Raw genomic sequence first — 23,918 nt, 5'->3', positions numbered from 1 at the left:
CATCGCGCTACGCCTTCCCATCCCCGCCCAACTGCGCCACGATCGTGCCAAAGCGACCGGAATCGCGGCGCCGACGGGGAGAATGGGGATGCGGAAGGGCCAGGTGTCGCTGATCGCGGCGATGATGTTGTCGGCATGCAGCGGCGGCACCGAAACCGGCGCGCCCGACCGCGCCGCGCCGACCGGCGTGGGAAAGGTCGACGCCGCGCTGCTGACCACCGGCGGCGACGGCCGCGACTGGGCGATGACCGGCTTCGACTATAGCGAGGACCGCTTTTCCCCCCTGACGCAGGTGAATGCGGGCAACGTGGCGAAGCTCGGCCTCGCCTGGTTCGCCGACATGCCCGACGCACGCGGGCAGGAGGCGACGCCGGTGGTGGTCGACGGAAAGTTGTTCGTGACCGGCCCGTGGTCGAAGGTGTTCGCCTACGACGCCGCCACCGGCGCGAAGCTGTGGGAATTCGATCCCGGCGTGTCGAAGGACAAGGGCGTGCAGGCGTGCTGCGACGTCGTCAATCGCGGCGTCGCGGCGTGGAAGGGCCGGCTGTACGTCGGCACGATCGACGGCCGCCTGATCGCGCTCGACGCCGAAACCGGCAAGCCCGACTGGTCGGTGCAGACCACCGACAACAGCAAGCCCTACACCATCACCGGCGTGCCGCGGGTCATCAAGGACATGGTCGTCATCGGCAACGGCGGCGCGGAATTCGGCGTGCGCGGCTATGTCACCGCCTACGACGCCGCGACCGGCGCGAAGAAATGGCGCTTCTACACCGTCCCCAATCCCACCGGCGCGAAGGACGGGGAGGTCAGCGACCCCGCGATGGCGAAGGTGTCGCCCACCTGGTCGAAGAACGGCCAGTGGAAGCAGTCGGGCGGCGGCGGCACCGTCTGGGATTCGATCGTCTACGACGCCGATCTCGACCAATTGTACCTGGGCGTCGGCAACGGCTCCCCATGGAACCACGGCCTGCGCAGCGAGGGGCAGGGCGACAATCTGTTCCTGTCCTCGATCGTCGCGCTGAAACCGTCGACCGGCGAATATGTGTGGCATTATCAGGAGACGCCGGGCGAGACGTGGGACTTCACCGCCACGCAACCGATCGCGCTCGCGACGCTGACGATCGGCGGGCAGCCGCGCAAGGTGCTGATGCAGGCGCCGAAGAACGGCTTCTTCTACGTCGTCGACCGCACCAACGGAAAGCTCATCAACGCGGGCCAGTTCATCCCCGGCGTCAACTGGGCGAGCGGTTACGACATGAAGACCGGTCGCCCGATCGAGAATCCCGCCGCGCGCTTCTACAAGACCGGCAAGCCGTTCCTCGCGATGCCCAGCGCGATCGCGGCGCACAACTGGCAGCCGATGGCCTTCTCGCGCCAGACCGGCCTCGCCTATATCCCCGCGCAGTCGGTCGGCTCGGCGTATCTGAATCCGTCGTCGCCATTGGACGGGCCCAAGCCGATCGGCTTCAACGTGGGGCAGGACCTGGGCAACGCCATGTACCCGCGCGACGCCGCGGTGGTGAAGGCCGCGACCGCGGGCGCGACGGGCGCGCTTGTGGCGTGGGACCCGGTGGCGAACAAGGCGCGCTGGACCGTGCCCTATCCGACGCCGTGGAACGGCGGCACGATGGCGACCGCGGGCAACCTGGTGTTCCAGGGTACCGCGCTGGGCGAATTCCGCGCCTATGACGCGGGCAGCGGCAAGCAATTGTTCTCCTACCCCGTCGGCACCGGCGTGATGGCGGGGGCGTCGACCTACATGGTCGGCGACACGCAATATGTCGCGATCCTCGCGGGCCGCGGCGGCGCGCTGCCGCTGTCGATCGGCTACGCCATCGGCAAGGCGCGCGACGTCCCCAACAAGCCGCGCCTGCTGGTGTTCAAGCTGGGCGGCGCGACGAAGCTGCCCGCGGTCGCGACCACGACCGCCGCGCCGCCCCCGCCGCCCCCGCCGTCCACCGCCACGCCGCAGCAGGTCGCGCAGGGACAGGCATTGTACGGCCGCTTCTGCCAGGTGTGCCACGGCGCCAGCGCGGGCGGCGGCGGCGTCCTGCCCGACCTTCAGCATTCGCCGACGCTGGCGGATGCCGACACGTGGAAGTCGATCCTGATCGACGGCGCGCTGAAGGATCAGGGCATGGTCAGCTTCGCGAAGGTCATGACCCCCGAACAGGCGCAGCTGGTACGGCTGTACGTGATCGACGAGGCGAACTGGGCGCGCAAGAATCTGGCGAGGAAGTGACCCGGACGAGGCGCGCGCGTCGCCGCTCCCTGCCCGACAATGCGGCATCGCGCAGGACGCTGCCCGATTCCTAAGCAGGGGTTAACGCGCGCGCCGGGCCGCCGCCGCGGCTTGCCCTCGTGGCGTCCGAATGGCACGGTCGCTGCAAGGCGTCGATCGGGGCGACCGGACAACGGGTGGGGCATTGCGCGCGTGAAGAAGATCGAGGCGATCATCAAACCGTTCAAGCTGGACGAGGTGAAGGAGGCGCTGCACGAAATCGGCGTGTCCGGCATCACCGTCACGGAGGCGAAGGGTTTCGGCCGGCAGAAGGGCCACACCGAATTGTACCGCGGCGCCGAATATGTCGTCGACTTCCTGCCGAAGGTGAAGCTGGAGGTGGTGGTCGAGGACGGCCTGGCCGACCGCGTGGTGGAGGCGATCGCCGCCGCCGCGCAGACCGGCCGTATCGGCGACGGCAAGATTTTCGTCATCCCCGTCGAAACCGCGCTCCGCATCCGCACGGGCGAGCGCGGCGACGACGCGATCTAGTCACGCGTCACCCCGGCGCACGCCGGGGCCTTCCAGTTACGGCGAGACCCCGGCGTTCGCCGGGGTGACGCAAATTGCGAGAGAGAGAAAGCATCATGGCGAACACGGCCTCGGACGTCCTGAAGAAGATCAAGGAAGAGGAGATCGAGTGGGTCGACCTGCGCTTCACCGATCCCAAGGGGAAGTGGCAGCACCTGACCATGGTCGCGTCCGTGATGGGCGAGGATGAGTGGACCGACGGCCTGATGTTCGACGGCAGCTCGATCGAGGGCTGGAAGGCGATCAACGAGTCGGACATGATCCTGATGCCCGATCTCGACGCGGTCTACACCGACCCCTTCTCCGCCACGCCGATGCTGATCGTGTTCTGCGACATCGTCGAACCGTCGACCGGCGAAGGCTACAGCCGCGACCCGCGCACCACCGCGAAGCGCGCGGAGGCGTATGTGAAGTCGACCGGCATCGGCGACACCGTGTACGTCGGGCCGGAAGCCGAATTCTTCATGTTCGACAGCGTGCAGTTCGACACCAACTACGCCGAATCCTATTTCAAGATCGACGACATCGAACTGCCGACGAACACCGGCCGCGATTACGAGGGCGGGAACCTGGCGCACCGTCCGCGTGCGAAGGGCGGCTATTTCCCCGTCGCGCCCGTCGACAGCGCGGTCGACATCCGTGGCGAGATGGTCACGACGATGCTCGAAATGGGCCTGCCCTGCGACAAGCATCACCACGAGGTCGCCGCCGCGCAACACGAACTGGGCCTGACCTTCGGCACGCTGACGCAGACCGCGGACCGGATGCAGATCTACAAGTACGTCGTGCACCAGGTCGCGCACGCCTATGGCAAGACCGCGACCTTCATGCCCAAGCCGATCAAGGAAGATAACGGCAGCGGGATGCACACGCACTTCTCGATCTGGGAAGGCAAGAGCCCGCTGTTCGCGGGCAACGGCTATGCCGGCCTGTCCGACACGTGCCTGTATTTCATCGGCGGCATCATCAAGCATGCCAAGGCGATCAACGCCTTCACCAACCCCACGACCAACAGCTACAAGCGGCTGGTCCCGGGATACGAGGCGCCGGTGCTGCTCGCCTATTCGGCGCGCAACCGCTCCGCATCCTGCCGTATCCCCTACGGCACGGGTCCGAAGTCGAAGCGTGTCGAGGTGCGTTTCCCCGATGCGATGGCGAACCCGTACCTCGCCTATGCCGCGCTGCTGATGGCGGGTCTGGACGGTATCCAGAACAAGATCCATCCGGGCGAGGCGATGGACAAGAACCTGTACGACCTGCCGCCGGCCGAACTGGCCGAAGTCCCGACCGTCTGCGCATCGCTGCGCGAGGCACTCGACAGCCTGCTGGCCGACCACGACTTCCTGCTGAAGGGCGACGTGTTCACGAAGGATCAGATCGAGGCGTATGTCGAACTGAAGTGGGGCGAGGTCGCGCGCTGGGAAATGACCCCGTCGCCGGTCGAATACGACATGTACTACAGCGCCTGAACGGCACGCGGGCAGCGCAAGCTGCCCGCGACACCGCGAAGGCCGGCCAGCCGCGCCCCGCGCGGTCTGACGACGCGGCTTTACCGCGTCGGTCGTCGGAACGTGGTCGAAGACGTGCGCTACCGCTCATGGCGTCTCACGGCACATGCGTCGCGCATACCCTTCGAGACGAGGCTTCGACGTCGCTCAGCCTCTCCTTAGGGCGAACGGAGGTAATTGAGGACGTCACGTCGCGATATAGGGCGGTGACGAGAACCTTGCCCCCCCGTTCGTGCTGAGGAGGCCCTGAGCGAAGCCGAAGGGCCGTCTCGAAGTACGAGTGCGCGCGCCCTCAGCCCCGCCTCCGCCCGACCCCTAGCGGGGAGCACAAGCCCCCCCACCCCTCACATATAGTTCATCGGATCCGGCGTCGGCGCATCGCACGCGCGCCGGTTGCCGCGGTCGCAGGCGTCGACCTGCGCGCGCCAGTCGGCCATCGCCTGCGCATAGGCGCCCTCCTGCCGCGCATAGGCGCGCACGTCGCGGCGATGCTGGCGCAGCATCACGCGATACGCCGCCACGTCGGCGGCATAGCGCGCCTCGTTCGCGGCATTGCCCGCCACCGTGGGCGCCGACACCGTCCGCGACTGCGCCAGCGCGATGTCGTTCGCTTCCTGCACCTCGGGCCGCTCGGCATCGTTGATCGCGCGCGTGCGCGGCTGGTCCTTGTCGTAGCCGCGGTCGTAGGGCAGCGGCGTGCGCGGCGCGTTCGGGTCGGCGGACTGCTGCGCCGCCAGCGGCGACGCCACGATCATCACGGCCATGGCCGCAAGCATGTTACGCATGGGAAACTCCATCACTGAAGCCTCCACAATCCCCCGGGCGCGTGCGGGGTTCCGGCACGGTCCGGCCGCGCCACCCCCATGCCCCCCCCCCATGCCCCCCATGCCCCCCTATGTCCTACGCCGGCCGCTCCTGATACGAAGGGGCATGCAGAACCAGCCCCGCCCGAAAACGCGCCAGCGCCTCAACATTCGCAACATTCGCGGCCTCACCGCCGCCGCGCTGGTGCTGATCGCCGCCCCCGCCGCCGCCGCGCCGACCGACGCGCGCATGAAGGCGACGATCGCCGCGGAGCAGGAACGCAACGTCGCGCTGCTGGAACGCGCGGTGAACCAGAATTCGGGCACGCTGAACCTGGACGGCGTGCGCAAGGTCGGCAACATCTTCCGTCCCGAATTCGAGGCGCTGGGCTTCACCGTCCGCTGGATCGATCAATCCGCGACCGCACGCGCCGGACATCTCGTCGCCACGCACAAGGGCAACGGCCGCGGCAAGCGCATCCTGCTGATCGGCCATCTCGACACGGTGTTCGAACCATCCTCGCCGTTCCAGAAATTCGTCCGCGACGGCGATATTGCGACCGGTCCGGGGACCAGCGACATGAAGGGCGGCAACGTCGTCATCGTCGCCGCGCTGCGCGCGATGCAGGCGGCGGGCACGCTGAAGAACGCGGATATCCAGGTCCACCTGGTCGGCGACGAGGAACGGACCGGCGCCCCGCTGGCGGTCGCGCGCCGCGACCTGATCGAGGCGGGGAAATGGGCCGACGTCGCGCTGGAATATGAAGGGCTCGCGCGGCAGGACGGACGCGACATGGCGACCGTCGCGCGCCGCGGATCGAGCAGCTGGGAGCTGAAGACCAGCGGCAGCACGGGCCATTCCGGCGGCATCTTCGGCACCGAACGCGGCTATGGCGCGATCTACGAACTGGCGCGCATCGTCGACGCGTTCCGCCGCGACCTGCCCGAGCCGAACCTGACCTACAGCGTCGGCGTCATGGCGGGCGGCACCCCCGCCGCGATCGACGCCGCCGGGCTGAACGTCACCGCCAGCGGGAAGACCAACGTCATGCCCGCTGCTGCGATCGCGCGCGGCGACCTGCGTACGCTGACCCCCGAGCAGGAGACGCGGGTGCGCGCGCAGATGCAGGCGATCGTGGCGCAGCACCTGCCGAAGACCGATGCGACGCTGCAATTCTTCGACAGCTACCCGCCGATGGCGCCATCCGCGGGCAATCGCGCGCTGCTGGCGACGCTGAACGCGGTAAACCGCGACCTCGGCCTGCCCGAAATGGGCGAATACGATCCGGCGAAGCGCGGCGCGGCCGATTCGGGCTTCGTCGCCGCCTATGCCGATACATTGGGCGGCATGGGCGTCGATGGCGGCGGCGCGCATGCGGTGGGGGAGACGGTCGATCTCGCCAGCATCCAGCGTCAGGCGCTGCGCAGCGCCGCGCTCATCACCCGCCTGTCCACGGAACCGCGCGCGCGGTGATGCGCTCCGGGTTCTCGCAGGAGAAACCCCATGACGCTGACCGCCATCGCCCTGAATTGTACGCTGAAATCGGATCCGACGCAGAAATCCTCGACGGATGCGATGCTCACGGTCGTGGGCGACGCGCTCGCGAAGGCGGGCGTGACCATGTCCGATCCGGTCCGCGTCGCCGCGCTGAACATCCTGCCCGGCGTGACCAGCGACGAGGGGCCGGGCGACGATTGGCCCGACCTGCGCCGCCGCATCCTCGACCACGATATCCTGGTCCTGGCCGGACCGATCTGGATGGGGCAGCTGGGTTCGGTCGCGAAACGCGTGCTGGAACGGATGGACGCCTTCCTGTCCGAAACCGACGACGCGGGCCGGATGCCCAGCTACGGCAAGGTCGCGGTGACCGCGATCGTGGGGAACGAGGACGGCGCCCACGTGTCGTCGGCACAGACGTTCCAGTGCCTTAACGACGTCGGCTTCACGATTCCCCCCGTCGGCGCGATATATTGGGTGGGCGAGGCGTACGGATCGGTCGATTTCAAGGATCTGGACGAAACGCCGGAGAAAGTGGCGAAGACCGCGGGGATGCTGGCGACCAACGCCGCGCATCTGGCGCGGCTGCTGAAGGACGCGCCCATCCCCGGCGCGGACGACTGACGCCCCTTGCGACGGCGGCGCGGGCGTGGAAGGTCGATGCGATGACCGGAAAGGCCCAGCCCCTCCCCCGCGGCGGCAGCACGCGCAACGAACTGAAGCGCGCGGCGCGCCGCCTGTTCGCCGAACGCGGCATCGCGGCGGTGGGGATGCGCGAGGTGGTGGAAGCCGCAGGCCAGCGCAACGCCGCCGCGGTCCATTATTATTTCGGCAGCAAGGACGATCTGCTGCGCGAATTGCTGATCGACGGCGCGGACCTGATCGACGCGCGGCGGCGCGCGATGTTCGACGCGGCGGAGGCGGACGGCCCGCCGTCGCTGCGCGACGTGGTGCGCGCCAACGTCCTGCCCTGCCTGGACCTCGGCGGGGACACCGGGGAGGCGGAAACGTACTTCCGCTTCATCGTGAACGTCCAGAACGAACGCCGCGCGCTGTTCCACGACGCGGTGTCGGATCATTCGCCCGGTTATGCCCGCTATCGCGCGCATGTGCAGCGGCTGCTGGCCCCCCTGTCCGCCGCCACGATCAACCAGCGCCTGCTGTTCGCCGCGCTGTCGCTCCAGACGCTGCTGGCCGCGCGCGAGGCGGCGATGGACCGCAGCGACACCGGCGACCACCATTTCTGGAGCCGGCCGGAGGCGCTGGCCGGGATGCTCGACGCGGTGGAGGCGATCCTGACCAGTCCGACGGCCGGATAACCACATCCTCCGGTCGGCCAGAGCGCAGTCGAAGGCCAGGCGCTGGCGCATGTGCGTCGCCGGCGCTCATTACGAACGCTGGGTCGGGTGCCCGTCATCTCCCCACACCCGCCGCGCCACCGGCGCCAGCCACGATGTCATCCCCGGCCGCAGCAGCAGCCAGTCGCGCAGCACCGGCCCCTCCGCCGCACCGATGACGCGCTTGTACCCGCTGTCGCCCGCGCCCCAGTCGACCGTCGTCACCCCGCGCTCGATCGCGCGGACGAGGTTGCGGTAATACAGCAGCTTCCCCGGCGAATGCTTGGCGAAGACGGGGTCGTAGCTGTTGGCGACGGCATATTTCAGCGCGCCTGCGTCGAGGTCGAAGGAGAAGGCCGCGGGCACCCCGTCGACGCGTAGCAGCGCGGCGTTGAACATGCCCGCAATGACCGGATCGCGCGCCGCCGCGCGGAAGAACGCGCCATGGCCGCGCGCGGTGAACTTCGCATCCGCCCCGTCGGTACGGTCCGCCAGCCAGCTGCGCGTCTCCACCGCCGCCATCGCGTCGAAGGCGGCGTCCCAGCCGCCGGGATCCACGAACGACCAGTCGAGCGCGCCGTGCGCGGCCAGATGCTTTTCGTGGAAGCGGTTCTTGCGCAGCGTCGATCCGCGCGGCCATTGCCCCTCCGCGCGCAACGCCGCCATGTCGAGGACGAAGGTGCTCGCCACCGCGCGGCTCGCCACGCCCCAGCCCCGTGCGCGTGCCGCCTGCGTCAGCGCCGCGACCCCCGCATCGCCGTCGGGCACCGGCCCGATCCGCAACGCCCGCGTCGTGCCCGCCAGCGTCGCGAGCGTCGCGGCCATCGCCGCCTCGCCCAGCATCGCGGGAACCGCCGGCACGCTGCGGAACGGCCAGTAGCAGCCCGCGACCGCCGCGATGCCCAGCCCGCGCGGCCCCGCGCGCACGATCGGCAATGCCAGCACCGGCGCGCCATCGACGCGCGCCACGATGGTACGCGCCGCGCCGCCATAGGCCGCGGTCGCCGCGGCGAACCAGCCGCGCCGAAGGAAGCGATGCGACGCCGGCCCCGCATCCGCGATCGTATCGATCGCCTCGGGCAGGCCGTCGTGGAGGATCGCGTCGACCGGCGCGGCGGCGGCGGTGCCGGGGTCGAGGCGCAGCGGGCGGGTCATCAACCGCGCTCTACGCCCCGCGGGGTTACCAGAGCGTTCGTGCGCCCGCCCCCCCCTGCCCCGGCGCCCCTGCCCCGTCACCCTTGCGCTCTCTTCGCACCCGCCGCATTGGAGGCGGCATGGCCTATTCCCCCGCCATCTCCACCATCGCCGACGCGATCCAGGCGTCGCTCAGCCCAGTGTTCATGCTCGCGGGCATCGGCGCGCTTCTGAACGTCCTGGCCGGTCGGCTGTCGCGCGTGATCGACCGGGCACGCGTGCTGGAACGCATCCACCAGGAGACGACGGGCGCGGATCACGATCGCGCGGTGGGCGAACTGCGCGTCCTGGCGCGGCGCATGTCGATCACCAACGCCGCGCTGCTGATGGCGGTATCCAGCGCGGTCATGACCTGCCTCGTCGTCGCGATGCTGTTCGTCGCGGTGCTGCTGAAATTCCACATCGGTCAGTATGTCGCGGCGGGCTTCATCCTGGCGATGGCGCTGCTGATCGCCAGCCTCGGCGCCTTCATGCTGGAGGTGCGGGTGTCGACGACCGCGATCCGGATTCGCGACGAATTGCTGCGGTGACGGCTCCCGCGGCGATGCGGCGCGTTGGGGGCGTCTCGTTCACCGGAGAGGTCGGGCCGTGGCGCTGCTATTGAAGATCGTCGGCGGCGTCGTCCTGCTCGTGATCGTCGCGGTCGGACTGGCGATCGCGATCGTCCCGCGCTTCCTCGACCGCATCTATTACATCGGTCCCGACAGCGACCATTTCGACGGCGCGCGCTTCTTCAATCCCGATGGCGACGACACCGCGGCCCCCCCCGCCGGGGGCAGCCGCGGCGGCTTCCTGTGGCGGCAGCTAAGCGGCAGCGACGGGCGCCCGTCATGGCCCGATGCGGTGCCGGTGGCCGCCGGGAAACCTGCCGAGCGGATCGACGGCGACCGGATGGTGGCGACGTGGATCGGCCATGCGACCGTCCTGATCCAGACGCAGGGGCTGAACATCCTGACCGACCCCGTCTACGCCGATCGCGCCGGACCGTTCGGTTTCGGGCCGAGGCGCGTGGCCGCACCCGGGATCGCACTTGCCGACCTGCCCCGGATCGACCTCGTCCTGGTCAGCCACAACCATTACGACCATCTGGACAAGGATACGCTGAAGCGCCTGTGGGAACGCGACAGGCCGCTCATCGTCACCAGCTTCGGCAACGACAGCGTCATCGCGCAGACCGGGGCGCAGGCGACCGCGCTCGACTGGGGCCAGAGCGCGCAGGTTCGCCCCGGCATATCGGTCGCGGTCACGCGCAACCACCATTGGGGCAGCCGCTGGTTCACCGACCGCAACCGCGCCCTGTGGTCCAGCTTCGTGATCCGCCTGCCGTCGGGCGGCAACGTCTTCTTCGCGGGCGACACCGGCTTCGGCGACGGCAATTGGCCCGCGGAGGCGGCGGCGCTGGGGCCGGTACGGCTGGCGCTGATCCCGATCGGCGCCTTCCGCTTCGCGCCGGGACAGATGTCGTCGGGCAGCCACATCGGCCCGGCGGAGGCGGCGCTGGTGCACCAGCGGCTCGGCGCGACGCGCTCGATCCCGATCCACTGGGGCACGTTCCGGCTGAGCTACGAAGGCTATGACACGCCGCCGCGGATGCTGGCGGAGGCGATGAAGGTGACCGGCGGCACCGGCTTCACCCCGGTCGCGATCGGTGCGGCGACCGACGTTGCGCCCGCGGGCGCGGTTGGAGCAACCCCGCCGATGGACCGCGCCGACATGATGCGCCGCATGGACACCCCCGCGGTGAAGGCGCTGCGCTAAAAGAATGTGCTCCCGCGAAGGGCACTCATCAAAGTAATACTTTGATGGGACCCAAGGCGGGAGCCCAGACTGGGTCCCCGCCTTCGCGGGGACACAGCCCTCACCGCGTCGGGTCGATCAGATATTTCTCCCCCGTCGCCTTCTTCTCGTACGCGCGCAGCACCTCGGGCTCCAGCGCCTCGGCGAGCCCGATCGTGCGGGTGTAGTTGCTCGCGAAGGTCGTCTTCAATTCGTCCACGACCCGCTGCCGCATCCGACCGACGACCTCCTGTCCCGCCTTCTGCATGAACGGCGTCAGCAGGAACCCGCCCACGCTCCACTGGAACCCGAACGCCAGCCGGTTCATCACCGTCGGACCGAGGTCCAGCGCGCCGTAGATGTACAGCTGCTTGAAGCTGTTCGATCCGTAGCGGCTGTATTCGGTCATGTTGCGCACCGCGGCCTGTTCCATCGACTGCACGATGTCGCTGCCCAGCGATCCGCCGCCGATCGCGTCGAACGCCAGCGTCGCCTTCGTCTCGGCGATGGCGTCGACCAGTTGCGCGCGGAAATCCGCATCCTTGCTGTTCAGGACGTACGTCGCGCCGATGCCGCGCAGGATCGCCGCCTGCTCCTCGCTGCGCACGATGTTCACCAGCGGCACGCCGTCCGCGGTGCAGATCTTCTGCAACATCTGCCCCAGGTTCGATGCCGCCGCGGTGTGGACGATCGCGCTGTGCCCCTCCATCCGCATCGTTTCGACGAAGGCCAGCGCGGTCAGCGGATTGACGAACATCGACGCGCCGTCCGCCGCGGTCGCGCCCTCGGGCAGCGGTACGACGTCGCGCGTCTTCAGCTTGCGGTACTGGGTATACATGCCCCCGCCCAGCATGCCGACCAGCTTGCCCTCCAGCGCGGCGGCGTTCGCCCCCGCCGCCACGACGGTGCCCGCGCCCTCGTTGCCCACCGGCAGCGACTGACCCAGCCGCGCCTTCACGCCGCCCAGCCGCCCCTGCGGGATGCCGAACGCCACGCCGCCGTCGATCGCCTCCAGCGAGCCGATGTCCGCGGGGCCGAGCAGCAACCCCAGGTCGGACGGATTGATCGGCGCCGCCTCCACCCGCACGATCACCTCGTCGTCGCCCGGCGCGTCGAGCGTCACATCCTCCAGCGTCAGCGTCAGGCGCCCATCCTCGGTGGCGGTGGAGCGCAGTTCCTTGCCGGTGTAGGCCATACCTCATCCTCGATATCGGGTTGTACGTGTGCCTGCGCTATAGTGCCGACGCCCCCGGCGCAACGTCGTCGCGACGTGGCGTATCGGCGCCGATCGGTCCCGGGCGACCGTGTCGGCGGCCACCACGGTCCGCCAGACCCGGATTTCGAGAATGGCCCGCGACCGCCGATACGCCACGCGCGGGCCCGCCCGGCCTTGAGCCGTGGCCGATCGTGTCGCAAGACCGGCGGGTCGTCGCGTGCGCGGCGCGATGGATGCCGGGATCGACCCGGCACGATGAAGGGATATCATGACCCACTCCCCGCCCCGCCCGCTCGCCGGCCTGCGCGTCCTCGAACTCGCGCGCATCCTCGCCGGGCCGTGGTGCGGGCAATTGCTGGCGGATCTCGGCGCCGACGTCATCAAGGTGGAGCGACCCGGCGCGGGCGACGACACGCGCCATTGGGGGCCGCCCTTCATGATCGGCGCGGATGGCGAAAACCTGTCCGCCGCTTATTATCACGCCTGCAATCGCGGGAAGCGAAGCGTCGCGCTCGACATCGCGACGCCGGAGGGGCAGGCGCGCGTGAAGGAACTGGCCGCCACCGCCGACGTGGTGATCGAGAATTACAAGGTCGGCGGCCTCGCCAGATACGGCCTCGACGCCGCCTCCCTTCGCGCCATGAACCCGCGGCTGATCGTCTGCTCGATCACCGGCTTCGGCCAGACCGGGCCGTATGCGCGCCGCGCGGGCTACGATTTCATCATCCAGGGGATGGGCGGCATCATGTCGCTGACCGGCGAGCCCGACGGCGCGCCGCAGAAGAGCGGGGTGGCGATCGCGGATTTGTTCACGGGCGTCTATTCCGCGGTCGCGATCCTCGCCGCCGTGTCCGCGCGCGCGTCCGGCGGGACCGGCACGCATATCGACATGGCATTGCTCGATACGCAGGTCGGCGTGCTGGCGAACCAGGCGCTGAACTGGATGGCGAGCGGGGACGTCCCGCACCGGATGGGCAACGGCCACGCGAACCTCGCCCCGTATCAGAGCTTCCCGACCGCGGACGGGGACCTGATCGTCGCGGTCGGCAACGACGGCCAGTTCGCGAAGGCGTGCGCGGTGCTGGGTATACCCGCACTGGCGCAGGACGAACGCTTCGCCACCAATCCCGCGCGCGTGGGCAACCGCGCGGCACTGCTGCCGCTGGTGGTGGCGGAGACGGTCAAATGGTCGAGCGCGGACCTGCTTGCCGCACTTGAGACGGCCGGCGTCCCCGTCGGCCCGGTGAATCGCGTCGATCAGGTCTTCGCCGACCCGCAGGTCGTGGCGCGCGGAATGCGCCTGCTGGTGGACGGCCTGCCGGGGCTGGCCGCGCCGGTCATGTACGACGGCGACCGCGTCATGGCAGCGACCGCAAGCCCGAAACTAGGGGCACATCCCGACGCGGACTGGACCTGACTATTGTGTTCCCGCGAAGGCGGGAACCCAGTCTGAGCCTCCGCCTTCGCGGAGGCACAATTGTTAGGCGATTACCGCCGATGGCCGGCGATCAAATAACCGGCGGCACCCGCCCGGCCTTGCGGTCGCGCCGCCGATCCAGCGCCTTCTTCGCCACATAGCCACCGCCCAGCAGCATGCCCAGCGGCCCCATCCGCGTCGCGACCCGGGTCAGCGCCATGCCGACCAGCGCGCCCTTGGCCCCGCCGCCGCCGTCGCGACGACCCACTTCGCGCCCGACGAGCGCACCGATGATGGACTTTATCATGCCGACACCTTCTCCGAAATCGTATCGCCCAGCTTCTCCAGGCCCTTCAACACACCCCAACCGATGGCGTAGGTAACCGCGATCGGGATTGCGACTTTCAGGACGTTCGCGGTGATCGCGCCGTAGATCGCGCCGTCGACCGAACTGTCGTCGCCCGACATCGAATCGATCGCCCCGCCGATCAGCGCGCCAATGGTCGTTGCACCCATGAAACATCCTTTCGTTCGGGGGCTGAAACCCCGAACGGCGCGTCAGTTCCCCAGCATCGCATCCGCGCGCACGACGCGATCGAACGTCGCCTCGTCAACCAGCCCCAGCGCCACGCCCGCCGCCTTCAGCGTCAGGCCGTTCTCATGCGCATACTTGGCGATCTTCGCCGCGGCATCGTACCCGATCTCGGGCGCCAGCGCGGTGACCAGCATCAGCGACCGGTCGACCAGTTCCGCGATCCGCCCCTCGTTGGCGACCAGCCCCTCGACGCATCGCTCGGCGAACCCCGCGCACCCCGTCGCCAGCAGGTCGATCGACCGCAGCACCGCCGCGCCGATCATCGGCTTGAACACGTTCAGCTCCAGATGCCCCTGCATCCCCCCGATCGTGATCGCGGCGTGGTTCCCCATCACCTGGCCTGCGACCATCGTCAGCATCTCGCACTGCGTCGGGTTCACCTTGCCCGGCATGATCGAGCTGCCCGGCTCGTTCGCGGGCAGGTCCAGCTCGCCGATACCGCAGCGCGGGCCCGAGCCGAGCAGGCGGATGTCGTTCGCGACTTTCGTACACGCCACCGCCAGCGTGTTGAGCGTCCCCGACAGATGGACCAGCGGATCGTTCGACGCCAGCGCCTCGAACATGTTCTCCGCCGGGCTGAAATCGACGCCCGTGATGCCGCGCAGTTCGGCGCAGAAATCGCGCGCGAATCCCTTCGGCGCGTTCAGCCCCGTGCCCACCGCGGTGCCGCCCTGCGCCAGCCGGTCGGTGCCCTGTTCCACCGCGGGCTCGATGCGGCGCAGGCAACGGTTCAGCTGATGCGCATAGCCCGAGAATTCCTGCCCCAGCGTCAGCGGCGTCGCATCCTGAAGGTGCGTGCGCCCGATCTTCACGATCCCGCCCCACGCCGTCGATTTCGCCGCCAGCGCGTCATGCAACCGCTCCACCGCGGGCAGCAATCGCCGCCGTACCGCCAGCGAGCAGGCGATGTGCAGCGCGGTCGGGAAGCTGTCATTGCTCGACTGCCCGCGATTGACGTCGTCGTTGGGATGGACCGGCGTCTTGCCGCCGCGTGTGCCGGTCAGCAATTCGTTGGCGCGGCCCGCGATCACCTCGTTCACGTTCATGTTGGACTGCGTGCCGCTGCCGGTCTGCCAGATGACGAGCGGGAACTGGTCGTCCAGCTTTCCCTCCACGACCTCCTTCGCCGCCGCCTCGATCGCCCCGGCCTTTTCCGCGTCCAGCCCGTGGCGCCGGTTCACCCGCGCCGCCGCCTGCTTCACCAGCGCCAGCGCATGGACGATCTCGATCGGCATCCGCTCGCGCGCACCGAACGGGAAATTGGCGATGCTCCGTTGCGTCTGCGCGCCCCAATAGGCGTCGGCGGGAACCTCGATCGCGCCGGTCGAGTCGGTTTCGGTACGGGTGGTCATGGCACGATCAACAACAGGCGCCGGGCGTCGTTCCCGCCATTCCCCGCGTCGTCGCTATCGCCGCCGCGCCCGCATCCCCGCATGATGCTGGACCCGCACCAGCAACCGGTCGATGTCGGCGCGGTCCACGTCCAGCGTCTCGCCCAGATCCTCCAGCGCGCGGTCGACATCCTCGGGATGCGCCAGCGGCAGCGCAAGCGGACGATGCGGATAATTGTGCCCCGACACGCGATGGAACAGCACGCCCACCGCCGCCAGGATCACCGCGTTCAGGGCCACCGGCACGATCGCGAACGTCCATCCCGCCGCGGCGACCTCCGCCCCGCCGACCACCGCCAGCAATGCCGCAGCCCCGCCCGGCGGATGCAGCGAACGCGTCAAGGACATCAGCAGGATCGCGAGCGCGACGGCCATCCCCGCCGCCACCGCGGGCACCGGCACGAGCGCCGCGACCGCAACGCCGACCAGCGCCGACAGCGTGTTGCCCGCGATGACGGGCCAGGGTTGTGCCAGGGGACTGGCGGGCACGGCGAAGATCAGCACCGCCGACGCGCCCATCGGCGCGACGATCAGCACCGCGGCGTCCATGCCGACGCCGATCGCGCTTACCCAGGCGGTCAGGGCGATACCGATCAGCGCCCCGGTGCAGGCGACCAACCGGTCGCGCAGCGTCGCGCCCGCGAGGATGAAAGAAAAAATCGCGATCGGCCTGCCCGATTACTTCTTCCGCTTGAAATCCACCGCGACGACGTTCGATCCGTCCTCGACCGGCACCGCCGCCGGGCCGTCGTTCTCCGCCGGGTCGTGCCCGCCGGGGCCGTCCTCCGGCCCCTCCTGCGCCTGGAACCGCAGTTCGAAGTTCACCGTCGGATCGTGGAAGCCGGTGATCGCGCCGTACGGGACGACCAGCTTCGACGGCACCTGGTTGAACGACAGGCCGACGGAGAATTTCGTGCCGTCCACCGTCAGGTCCCAATAACGGTTCTGGAGGACGATCGTCATCTCGTCCGGGAACCGTTCCACCAGCCGCGTCGGAATGTCGACGCCGGGGGCCTGGGTCTTGAACGTGATGTAGAAATGATGGTCGCCGGGCAGCCCGCCCGACTCGGCGACGGTGCCCAGCACCCGGCCGACGACGGCGCGCAGCGCTTCCTGCACGATCTCGTCATAGGGGATCAGGCTGTCGGGCATCTCGGTCATCGCATCATGGGTAGCGCGATGCGACGCGCGGTCAAGATTGCATGCGTCGCCGCGTGCGTTATGGGGCGACGCCATGCGCACCGCCACGCTTCGCCGCGCCACCAGCGAAACCGAGATCGATATCGCCGTCAACCTCGACGGGACCGGCATTTACGAGGTCGCGACCGGGGTCGGCTTCTTCGACCACATGCTCGAACAATTGTCGCGCCATTCGCTGATCGACATCGCGATCACGACGAAGGGCGACCTGCATATCGACCAGCATCATACGGTCGAGGATACCGCGCTGGCGCTGGGCGCCGCGGTCGCGCAGGCGCTGGGGGACAAGCGCGGCATCCGCCGCTACGGCGATGCGCTCAGCCCGATGGACGAGACGCTGACGCGCGTCGCGCTCGACATCTCGGGCCGCCCCTGGCTGGTGTGGAAGACCGAATTCTCGCAGCCGCGGCTGGGCGAGATGGATACCGAGCTGTTCCAGCACTTCTTCCACAGCTTCGCGCAGACCGCGGGAATCACGCTGCACATCGAGACGCTGTACGGCGACAACAATCACCACATCGCCGAAAGCGCGTTCAAGGGCCTGGCCCGCGCGCTTCGCACCGCGGTGGAGATCGACCCGCGGAAGGCGGATGCGATCCCCTCGACCAAGGGCAGCTTGTGAGCGGCTATCGCAGCAAGGGCGACCTGTCGCTGATCCTGCTGACCTATGTCGCGTCGCTGGAAAAGGTCGATGCGCTGATGCCCGCGCATGTCGAATGGGTAGAGGCGGCGATGCGCGAGGGCGCGTTCCTCGTCGCCGGTCGCCGGAACCCGCGCACCGGCGGCGTGATCCTCGCCCACGGTACCGCGACGGCGGTCGAGGCGATCGCCGCGACCGATCCGTTCGTGACCGGCGGCGTCGCGACGGTGGAGGTTGTCGCCTTCAACGCCAGCTTCGCGCAGCCCGCGCTCGGAAACCTGCTGGCATGACGCTGGCGCTGATCGATTATGGCGCGGGCAATTTGCACTCGGTCGAGAATGCGTTGCGCGTCGCGGGCTGCACCGATCTTGCGGTCACCGCGGACCCCGATGCGGTCGCGCGCGCGGATCGCATCGTCCTTCCCGGCGTCGGCGCGTTCGGCGCCTGCGCGTCCGCCTTGCGCGGCGTGCCGGGCATGGTCGACGCGCTGGAACGCCGCGTCCGCCACGACGGGACGCCCTTCCTGGGTATCTGTGTCGGGATGCAATTGATGGCCGACGTGGGCGAGGAACTGGGCGCCCATGCGGGCCTCGGCTGGATCGCGGGCCGCGTCCGTCGCATCGATCCCGCGGGGACGGGGGCGAAGGTACCGCATATGGGCTGGAACGACGTGACGCCCGTTGCGGATCACCCGCTGATCGTCGCTGGCGAGGCCTATTTCCTCCACAGCTTCGCCTTCGAGGGCGACGACGTGATCGCCGCCACCGACCACGCCGGCCCCGTCACCGCCGCGATCGCGCGCGACAACATGGTGGGCGTGCAATTCCATCCCGAAAAGAGCCAGCGCTACGGCCTGGCGCTGCTGGAAAGGTTCCTGACATGGCGGCCGTGACGATCCTCCCCGAGCCCGCTCGGGGAGGATAGATGACCCTCATCGTCTTTCCCGCCATCGACCTGAAGGCCGGGCAGGTCGTGCGCCTGGCCGAGGGCGACATGGACCGCGCCACGATCTACGGCGACGACCCCGCGCATCAGGCGACGTTGTTCGCCGACGCGGGGGCGCAGCATCTGCACGTCGTCGACCTCGACGGCGCCTTCGCGGGTGCCAGCGTCAACGGCGACGCGGTGCGCGGGATCGTCGCCGCCTTCCCCGGCCACGTCCAGCTCGGCGGCGGCATCCGCACCCCCGCCGCGGTGGAGGCGTGGTTCGACGCAGGCGTCGCGCGCGTCGTCATCGGCACCGCCGCGCTGGAACAGCCGCAATTCGTCCGCGACATGGCCGCCGCCTTCCCGGGCGGCATCGTCGTCGCGGTCGACGCGCGCGACGGCATGGTCGCCACGAAGGGGTGGGCCGACGTATCGACCACCAGCGTCCTCGACCTGTCGCGCCGGTTCGAGGATGCGGGCGTCGCCGCTCTGCTGTTCACCGACGTCGGCCGCGACGGCCTGCTGAAGGGCTGCAACGTGGAAGCCACGGTCGACCTCGCCCGCGCGGTCGACATCCCCGTCATCGCCAGCGGCGGCGTCGCGGGCATCGCGGACATCCACGTCCTGGCGCTCCACGCGCGGGACGGCGTGGAAGGCGTCATCACCGGCCGCGCGCTGTACGACGGCCGGCTCGACCTGGCGGCGGCGATGAGCGTGGCGGCGGCGGCCTGAACCCGTCAGGCGGCGACACGATCCCGCGCGCCGTCCCGCCCCGCTGCCCGCCTGCGCGCCGCCGCCATCCACAATCGCCCCATCTCGGCGTCGAGCCACGGGGGATCGAACGGGTCCAGCCCGGATCCGGGATAGAAGCACATCTCGCCGAACAGTGGCCGGGCCGCGGGCTGATAGAAATCGACCCGGACGAAATCGAACCCCCGCCCCATCTCCTCCGCCGCCGCGATCATCGCGTCCAGCGCGGTCGGTCGCGTCACCACGGGCGCATCGCGCACCATCGGGATCCATTTGCGGTCGTGCACGGTCCACCGATGCCTGCCGCCGCGGTCCAGATGGACCTGCACGTGCGTGACGTGCCCGCCGAAGACGTAGAATTTGTAATCCACGGGCAACGCGCCGTCGACGCCGATGAACGGTTCGATCAGGATGCCGCGTGGGATAAGCGTATACAGCCATTCGTCCAGCCACCGGCCGTAGGGCACCCCGACCCACCGCACCGCACGCCGCCCGGCCCGGCGCCATCCGGCATCGTCGTGGACGAACGCATTCTGGTTGCAGCCATGGCGCGCCTTCACGACCATCGGCCCGCGTCCGACCGGTCGGTCCGGCAGGGCGGTGCCCGACCACAGCATCGGGACGACCCAGTCGCGCCCCAGACGATCGCCGACGATTTCCTTCATCGCCGCCTTGTCCGCCATGACGGGCAGGCGCGGGTCGCGATCGTGCAACTTTCGCCACTGAACCAGTTCGGTGAAGGCGGTCGGGTCGGCCAGGTCGGGCAACCGGCCGTGCCGCCACCAATACGTCAGCCTGATGCGGGCGGCGGCGGCCGGGTCGATGTCGACGGCGCGGGCGGGAGCGACATGCATCGCGGCACAAGCCCCCACGCCGTGCGCTTGTTCCACCTGCGAATCGAACGCGTTAACCGGTGCGGCTTGCCCTTCTCCCGGCACCGCGGCATGCGCCGCCCATGGCCTTTCCCCTCACCCGACCATGACCGTCCGCGCCCGCGTGATCCCCTGTCTCGACGTCGCGAACGGGCGCGTGGTGAAGGGCGTGAACTTCGTCGACCTGATCGATGCGGGCGATCCGGTCGAGCAGGCGCGCGCCTATGACGCTGCCGGCGCGGACGAATTGTGCTTCCTCGACATCGGCGCCAGCCACGAGGGACGCGACACGATCCTGGACGTCGTGCGCCGCACCGCCGCGGTCTGCTTCATGCCGCTGACCGTCGGCGGGGGGGTGCGCAGCGCCGACGACGCACGCGCGCTGCTGCTGGCGGGGGCGGACAAGGTCGCGGTCAATTCCGCCGCGGTCGCCCGCCCCGAACTGGTCGCCGACATCGCCGAACGCTTCGGCAGCCAGTGCTGCGTCGCCAGCGTCGACGCGCGGCGCGTCGGCGACCGCTGGGAGGTGTTCACCCACGGCGGTCGCCGCGCGACGGGCATCGACGCGGTCGCGCACGCGCTGCGGCTCGCGGACCTGGGCGCGGGCGAATTGCTGGTCACCTCGATGGACCGCGACGGCACGCGTGACGGCTACGACCTCGCGCTGATCCGCGCCATCGCCGATCGCACCGGCGTGCCCGTCGTGGCGTCGGGCGGGGTCGGCAATCTCGACCACCTCGTCGCCGGGGTCGTGGAGGGTCACGCCTCCGCCGTCCTCGCCGCCTCGATCTTCCATTTCGGCGAGGCGAGCATCGCCGACGCGCATGCCGCGCTGGCGGCAGCGGGGGTGCCGGTAAGAGCCCACGCCCCCGTCCGTTCGGGCTGAGCGAAGTCGAAGCCTATGCTCGACCGTGGGCGCATAGCCTTCGACTTCGCTCAGGCCGTTCGGGCGGAGAGGCAAGCCGCGCTTTCGAAAATGTCGTCAGGCTGTAACATACCGGGCGCTAAGCGCGCGCACCGTTCAATCGAGTCCCGACCATCCGACAGACCGCCGCCCTCCCCTATCGCTCCGACAGCGCCGCGCTCGATGCGGGCGTGCGCGTCCTGCTGGTCACGTCGCGCGAAAGCGGGCGCTGGGTGGTGCCCAAGGGCAACATCGGTGGTGGACTGACGCCACATGCCGCCGCCGCGATCGAGGCGGAGGAGGAAGCGGGGGTCGCGGGCGCGGTCTGCCCGGTGCCGCTGGGCAGCTACCGCTACCGCAAGAAGCGCGGCAGCGGCGCGCAGCTGATGATCGACGTCGACGTCTTCCCGCTCGCGGTCGTCCGGGAAATGCCGACGTGGAAGGAACAGCACCAGCGCCAGCGTCGCTGGTTCTCGCTGAAGGAGGCCGCCGACGCGGTCGACGAACCCGACCTGCGCGAGCTGTTCCGCTCGTTCGCGCCGGCGGAATTCAATGCGGCGGTCCGCCGCGGCCGTCTGAGCGTGCCCGGTCTGTCCACGAAAGAGGGTTCGATGTTCGCCTGGTTCCACCGCCTGTTGCCGCGCACGGGCAATTTCTTCGGGATGTTCGAGGCGCACGCCGCCACCGTGCTGGCCGCTGCGGAGGCGACGTCGCGGCTGTTCCACGGCGGATCGCATGCCGCCGAGCATATCCGCGAGATCGCGGAGCGCGAGCATGAGGCGGACGAGATCACGCGCGACGTGCTGAAGACCGTGCGCGCGACCTTCCTGACCCCGTTCGATCGCAGCGCCATCGCCGCGCTGATCGGCGCGCTGGACGATACGGTGGACGAGATGCACGCCGCGGCCAGCGCCGCGGCGCTGTACGGCGTCAGCGATTTCCCGCCCGAGATGCGCGACATGGCCGCGATCGTGGTCGACGCCGCGCGCCTGACCGCGGAGGCGATGCCGCTGTTGCGCGACGTGGCGAAGAACGCCGCGCGACTGCACGAACTGACCGAGCGGCTGATCCGGATGGAAGGCCATGCCGACGAGATCCACGGCGCGGGCCTGCGCCGCGCGCTGGCCGACCATGGGACCAGCGATACGCTCCGCTTCGTGATCGAACGCGAATTGTACAAGCATCTCGAACGCATCACCGATGCGTTCGAGGATGTCGCCGACGAGATCGACGGCATCGTCATCGACCACGCCTGAGCGAGCGGCAGCGACCCCATGCACCAGCTCGCCTTCCCCCTGCTCGTCGGGCTGATCGTCCTCGCGCTGGCGTTCGATTATCTGAACGGCCTGCACGATGCGGCCAATTCGATCGCGACCGTCGTCGCGACGCGCCTGCTGTCGCCCGTCACCGCGGTCGTCTTCGCCGCCTTCTTCAACTTCGCCGCCTATTTCCTGACCCTGGTCTTCCCGCAACTACATGCGGTGGCGGAAACCATCGGTAAGGGCCTGATCGACAAGGACGTGGTGACCCCCGCGGTCATCTTCGGCGCGCTGGTCGGCGCGATGTTCTGGAATGTCGTGACCTGGCTGAAGGGCATCCCCTCCTCCTCCAGCCACGCGCTGATCGGCGGGCTGATCGGCTCTGGGGTCGCACATGCGGGGTTCACCGGCATCCACTGGGGCGGGCTGAACAAGACGCTGATCGCGATCGTGCTGTCGCCGACGATCGGCATGTTCCTGGCGCTGGGGGTGATGCTGCTGTCCAGCTGGGCGCTGCATCGCTTCACCGCGGTCAAGGCGGAACGCACGTTCCGCGCGATGCACCTGTTCTCCTCCGCCGCCTATTCGCTCAGCCACGGGCTGAACGACGCGCAGAAGACGATGGGGATCATCACCGTCCTGCTGTATTCCACCGGCTATCTGTCGGGCGAGTTCGAGGTGCCGCACTGGGTGGCGATCAGCTGCTATATCGCGATCGCGATGGGCACCGCGACCGGCGGGTGGAAGATCATCGAGACGATGGGATCGCGCATCACGAAGCTGTCGCAGCATCAGGGGTTCAGCGCCTCGACCGCGGGGTCGATCGTGATCTTCGGCGCCTCGCTGCTGGGCATCCCGGTGTCGACCACGCACACGATCACCGGCTCGATCATCGGTGCGGGCGTGGCCCGCCGCGCCTCCGCGGTGCGCTGGGGCGTGGCGAAGAACGTGGTGACCGCATGGATCATCACCATCCCGGCATCCGCGGCGGTCGGCGCCCTGTTCTACGGCCTGACGCGATTGTTCTGAGCCTTCTCGAAAAGCCCCTCCCCTTCACGGGAGGGGCTTGGGAAGATCCCGATTGCACCCTCCCCCGCCCGCGCTACCCTTCCGGCCATGTTCATCGGCAACTACGCCCCCGCCCTCGCCCTTGCCGGCACCCGCCGCGGCCCCGGGCTGGCGACATTGTTCGTGGCGGCGCAGTTCGTCGACATCGCCTTCTTCTCCTTCGTCCTGACCGGCACGGAGCGGATGCGCGAAACCCCCGGCCATACCGTCATGAACGCGATCGACCTGTACCACATGCCCTATACCCACAGCCTGATCGGCACGCTGGGCTTCGCGGCCCTGTGGGCGCTGCTGGTCCGGCTGCGTCGCGGCACGTGGCGAATGGCGGCGATCGGCGCGGCGGTGGTCGCGTCGCACTGGCTGCTCGATCTGCTGGTCCATGCGCCCGACCTGACGCTGGCCGGGATCGGGCGCCGCTACGGCCTTGGCCTGTGGAACCATCCCGCGATCGAAATGCCGCTGGAACTGGGCCTGGTCGCGCTCGCGATCGTCGTCTTCGCGTCGCGGACGGCGTCGCGCGGCGCGATCGGCCGCGTATCGCTCGCGACGCTGATCGCCGCGCTGCTGGCGTTCCAGCTGGTGAACTGGGCCACGCCGCAACCGGCGACCGTGGTCGATCCCGTTCCCGCCTCCCTGCCGCTGACCGCCCTGCTGGCCTATGCGGTTCTCGCCGCCCTGGCCTGGTGGGTGCAGGCGACCCGCGTCGCCCGGGCTGGACCCGCGGTATCAAGCCTGTAGAGCGAGGGCC

Annotated in this window: 26 protein-coding genes; 17 read left to right on the top strand and 9 right to left on the bottom strand. The window is 69.3% G+C overall.

The window, feature by feature from the left end:
- Positions 1-88 precede the first annotated feature (88 nt).
- The 3 genes from ASG29_RS05400 (at position 89) to glnA (ending at position 4,284) form a co-directional block, all read left to right on the top strand.
- Positions 89-2,245 carry a PQQ-dependent dehydrogenase, methanol/ethanol family gene (locus tag ASG29_RS05400; RefSeq protein WP_235532787.1) on the top strand — a complete coding sequence of 719 codons (2,157 nt, stop codon included), beginning with the start codon at positions 89-91 and terminating at the stop codon, positions 2,243-2,245.
- Between the two features lie 192 nt (positions 2,246-2,437).
- Positions 2,438-2,776, top strand: coding sequence for a P-II family nitrogen regulator (locus ASG29_RS05395; protein ID WP_055981372.1), 339 nt, complete (start codon positions 2,438-2,440; stop codon positions 2,774-2,776).
- A 95-nt stretch (positions 2,777-2,871) separates the two neighbouring features.
- Positions 2,872-4,284 carry a type I glutamate--ammonia ligase gene (glnA, locus tag ASG29_RS05390; RefSeq protein ID WP_055981368.1) on the top strand — a complete coding sequence of 471 codons (1,413 nt, stop codon included), beginning with the start codon at positions 2,872-2,874 and terminating at the stop codon, positions 4,282-4,284.
- 383 nt (positions 4,285-4,667) lie between these two features.
- On the opposite strand, the gene ASG29_RS05385 is transcribed toward glnA, so the two are convergent.
- Positions 4,668-5,108, bottom strand: a complete 441-nt coding sequence (locus tag ASG29_RS05385; protein ID WP_235532786.1) for a hypothetical protein — start codon at positions 5,106-5,108, stop codon at positions 4,668-4,670.
- A gap of 145 nt (positions 5,109-5,253) precedes the next feature.
- Between ASG29_RS05385 and ASG29_RS05380 the strand changes: the two genes are divergently transcribed.
- The 3 genes from ASG29_RS05380 to ASG29_RS05370 are packed head-to-tail and all read left to right on the top strand — an operon-like array spanning position 5,254 to position 7,943.
- A complete protein-coding gene (locus ASG29_RS05380; RefSeq protein WP_055981366.1) occupies positions 5,254-6,600 on the top strand; it encodes a M20/M25/M40 family metallo-hydrolase in 1,347 nt (448 codons plus the stop codon).
- 30 nt (positions 6,601-6,630) lie between these two features.
- Positions 6,631-7,248, top strand: a complete 618-nt coding sequence (locus tag ASG29_RS05375) for a flavodoxin family protein (protein WP_055981363.1) — start codon at positions 6,631-6,633, stop codon at positions 7,246-7,248.
- Between the two features lie 41 nt (positions 7,249-7,289).
- Positions 7,290-7,943, top strand: a complete 654-nt coding sequence (locus tag ASG29_RS05370) for a TetR/AcrR family transcriptional regulator (RefSeq protein WP_055981360.1) — start codon at positions 7,290-7,292, stop codon at positions 7,941-7,943.
- Positions 7,944-8,012: 69 nt separating this feature from the next.
- Here the strand turns inward: ASG29_RS05370 and ASG29_RS05365 are convergent, their stop codons facing one another.
- A complete protein-coding gene (locus ASG29_RS05365; protein WP_055981357.1) occupies positions 8,013-9,116 on the bottom strand; it encodes a GNAT family N-acetyltransferase in 1,104 nt (367 codons plus the stop codon).
- Between the two features lie 119 nt (positions 9,117-9,235).
- Between ASG29_RS05365 and ASG29_RS05360 the strand changes: the two genes are divergently transcribed.
- Both ASG29_RS05360 and ASG29_RS05355 read left to right on the top strand, forming a co-directional pair.
- Positions 9,236-9,685 carry a DUF2721 domain-containing protein gene (locus ASG29_RS05360; RefSeq protein ID WP_055981354.1) on the top strand — a complete coding sequence of 150 codons (450 nt, stop codon included), beginning with the start codon at positions 9,236-9,238 and terminating at the stop codon, positions 9,683-9,685.
- A gap of 58 nt (positions 9,686-9,743) precedes the next feature.
- Positions 9,744-10,913, top strand: coding sequence for an MBL fold metallo-hydrolase (locus tag ASG29_RS05355; protein ID WP_055981351.1), 1,170 nt, complete (start codon positions 9,744-9,746; stop codon positions 10,911-10,913).
- A gap of 100 nt (positions 10,914-11,013) precedes the next feature.
- Here ASG29_RS05355 and ASG29_RS05350 read toward each other — a convergent pair whose 3' ends face one another.
- Positions 11,014-12,126, bottom strand: a complete 1,113-nt coding sequence (locus ASG29_RS05350; RefSeq protein WP_055981348.1) for a zinc-binding dehydrogenase — start codon at positions 12,124-12,126, stop codon at positions 11,014-11,016.
- Positions 12,127-12,415: 289 nt separating this feature from the next.
- On the opposite strand from ASG29_RS05350, the gene ASG29_RS05345 reads away from it, so the two are divergent.
- Positions 12,416-13,564, top strand: a complete 1,149-nt coding sequence (locus ASG29_RS05345) for a CaiB/BaiF CoA transferase family protein (RefSeq protein ID WP_055981344.1) — start codon at positions 12,416-12,418, stop codon at positions 13,562-13,564.
- Positions 13,565-13,655: 91 nt separating this feature from the next.
- Here ASG29_RS05345 and ASG29_RS05340 read toward each other — a convergent pair whose 3' ends face one another.
- From ASG29_RS05340 to ASG29_RS05320, 5 genes are all read right to left on the bottom strand, one after another.
- Complete coding sequence (locus ASG29_RS05340; protein ID WP_055981339.1) at positions 13,656-13,871, bottom strand: hypothetical protein; 216 nt, start codon at positions 13,869-13,871, stop codon at positions 13,656-13,658.
- A complete protein-coding gene (locus ASG29_RS05335; protein WP_055981338.1) occupies positions 13,868-14,080 on the bottom strand; it encodes a hypothetical protein in 213 nt (70 codons plus the stop codon). Before ASG29_RS05335 ends, ASG29_RS05340 begins: the two co-directional genes overlap by 4 nt.
- Before the next feature lie 42 nt (positions 14,081-14,122).
- Positions 14,123-15,511, bottom strand: coding sequence for a class II fumarate hydratase (fumC, locus tag ASG29_RS05330; protein ID WP_055981335.1), 1,389 nt, complete (start codon positions 15,509-15,511; stop codon positions 14,123-14,125).
- Between the two features lie 54 nt (positions 15,512-15,565).
- On the bottom strand, positions 15,566-16,099 hold the full coding sequence (locus ASG29_RS05325; protein WP_321163181.1) for an HPP family protein: 534 nt from the start codon (positions 16,097-16,099) through the stop codon (positions 15,566-15,568).
- A gap of 129 nt (positions 16,100-16,228) precedes the next feature.
- Positions 16,229-16,711 carry an SspB family protein gene (locus ASG29_RS05320; RefSeq protein WP_055981330.1) on the bottom strand — a complete coding sequence of 161 codons (483 nt, stop codon included), beginning with the start codon at positions 16,709-16,711 and terminating at the stop codon, positions 16,229-16,231.
- Positions 16,712-16,784: 73 nt separating this feature from the next.
- Here ASG29_RS05320 and hisB point away from each other — a divergent pair, with 73 nt between their 5' ends.
- Genes hisB through hisA form a run of 4 tightly spaced genes read left to right on the top strand, consistent with a single transcriptional unit; the run spans position 16,785 to position 19,049 of the window.
- Entirely contained in the window at positions 16,785-17,372 is a 588-nt protein-coding gene (gene hisB / locus ASG29_RS05315) for an imidazoleglycerol-phosphate dehydratase HisB (RefSeq protein ID WP_055981325.1), read from the top strand.
- The gene (locus tag ASG29_RS05310) at positions 17,369-17,680 is read left to right on the top strand and encodes a YciI family protein (protein ID WP_235532785.1); all 312 of its coding nucleotides are present in this window, start codon (positions 17,369-17,371) and stop codon (positions 17,678-17,680) included. Before hisB ends, ASG29_RS05310 begins: the two co-directional genes overlap by 4 nt.
- Positions 17,677-18,282 carry an imidazole glycerol phosphate synthase subunit HisH gene (gene hisH, locus ASG29_RS05305; protein ID WP_055981322.1) on the top strand — a complete coding sequence of 202 codons (606 nt, stop codon included), beginning with the start codon at positions 17,677-17,679 and terminating at the stop codon, positions 18,280-18,282. The genes ASG29_RS05310 and hisH overlap by 4 nt, the downstream gene beginning before the upstream one ends.
- A gap of 32 nt (positions 18,283-18,314) precedes the next feature.
- The gene (hisA, locus tag ASG29_RS05300) at positions 18,315-19,049 is read left to right on the top strand and encodes a 1-(5-phosphoribosyl)-5-[(5-phosphoribosylamino)methylideneamino]imidazole-4-carboxamide isomerase (RefSeq protein WP_055981313.1); all 735 of its coding nucleotides are present in this window, start codon (positions 18,315-18,317) and stop codon (positions 19,047-19,049) included.
- 5 nt (positions 19,050-19,054) lie between these two features.
- Here hisA and ASG29_RS05295 read toward each other — a convergent pair whose 3' ends face one another.
- Positions 19,055-19,921 (bottom strand): ATP-grasp fold amidoligase family protein, encoded by an 867-nt coding sequence (locus tag ASG29_RS05295; protein WP_082515670.1) that lies wholly within the window; start codon positions 19,919-19,921, stop codon positions 19,055-19,057.
- A gap of 124 nt (positions 19,922-20,045) precedes the next feature.
- Between ASG29_RS05295 and hisF the strand changes: the two genes are divergently transcribed.
- The 4 genes from hisF (at position 20,046) to ASG29_RS05275 (ending at position 23,908) form a co-directional block, all read left to right on the top strand.
- Positions 20,046-20,825 (top strand): imidazole glycerol phosphate synthase subunit HisF, encoded by a 780-nt coding sequence (gene hisF, locus ASG29_RS05290; RefSeq protein ID WP_055981309.1) that lies wholly within the window; start codon positions 20,046-20,048, stop codon positions 20,823-20,825.
- Between the two features lie 209 nt (positions 20,826-21,034).
- Entirely contained in the window at positions 21,035-22,099 is a 1,065-nt protein-coding gene (locus ASG29_RS05285; RefSeq protein WP_055981306.1) for a DUF47 family protein, read from the top strand.
- An 18-nt stretch (positions 22,100-22,117) separates the two neighbouring features.
- On the top strand, positions 22,118-23,131 hold the full coding sequence (locus tag ASG29_RS05280) for an inorganic phosphate transporter (protein ID WP_055981303.1): 1,014 nt from the start codon (positions 22,118-22,120) through the stop codon (positions 23,129-23,131).
- Positions 23,132-23,218: 87 nt separating this feature from the next.
- Positions 23,219-23,908 carry a hypothetical protein gene (locus tag ASG29_RS05275; RefSeq protein ID WP_055981300.1) on the top strand — a complete coding sequence of 230 codons (690 nt, stop codon included), beginning with the start codon at positions 23,219-23,221 and terminating at the stop codon, positions 23,906-23,908.
- Positions 23,909-23,918 lie beyond the last annotated feature (10 nt).

Source organism: Sphingomonas sp. Leaf412 (assembly GCF_001425405.1).
In the GTDB taxonomy this organism is placed as follows: domain Bacteria; phylum Pseudomonadota; class Alphaproteobacteria; order Sphingomonadales; family Sphingomonadaceae; genus Sphingomonas.
Note: the sequence above shows the minus strand (reverse complement) of the source record. Positions and strands in the feature narration are given on the sequence as shown.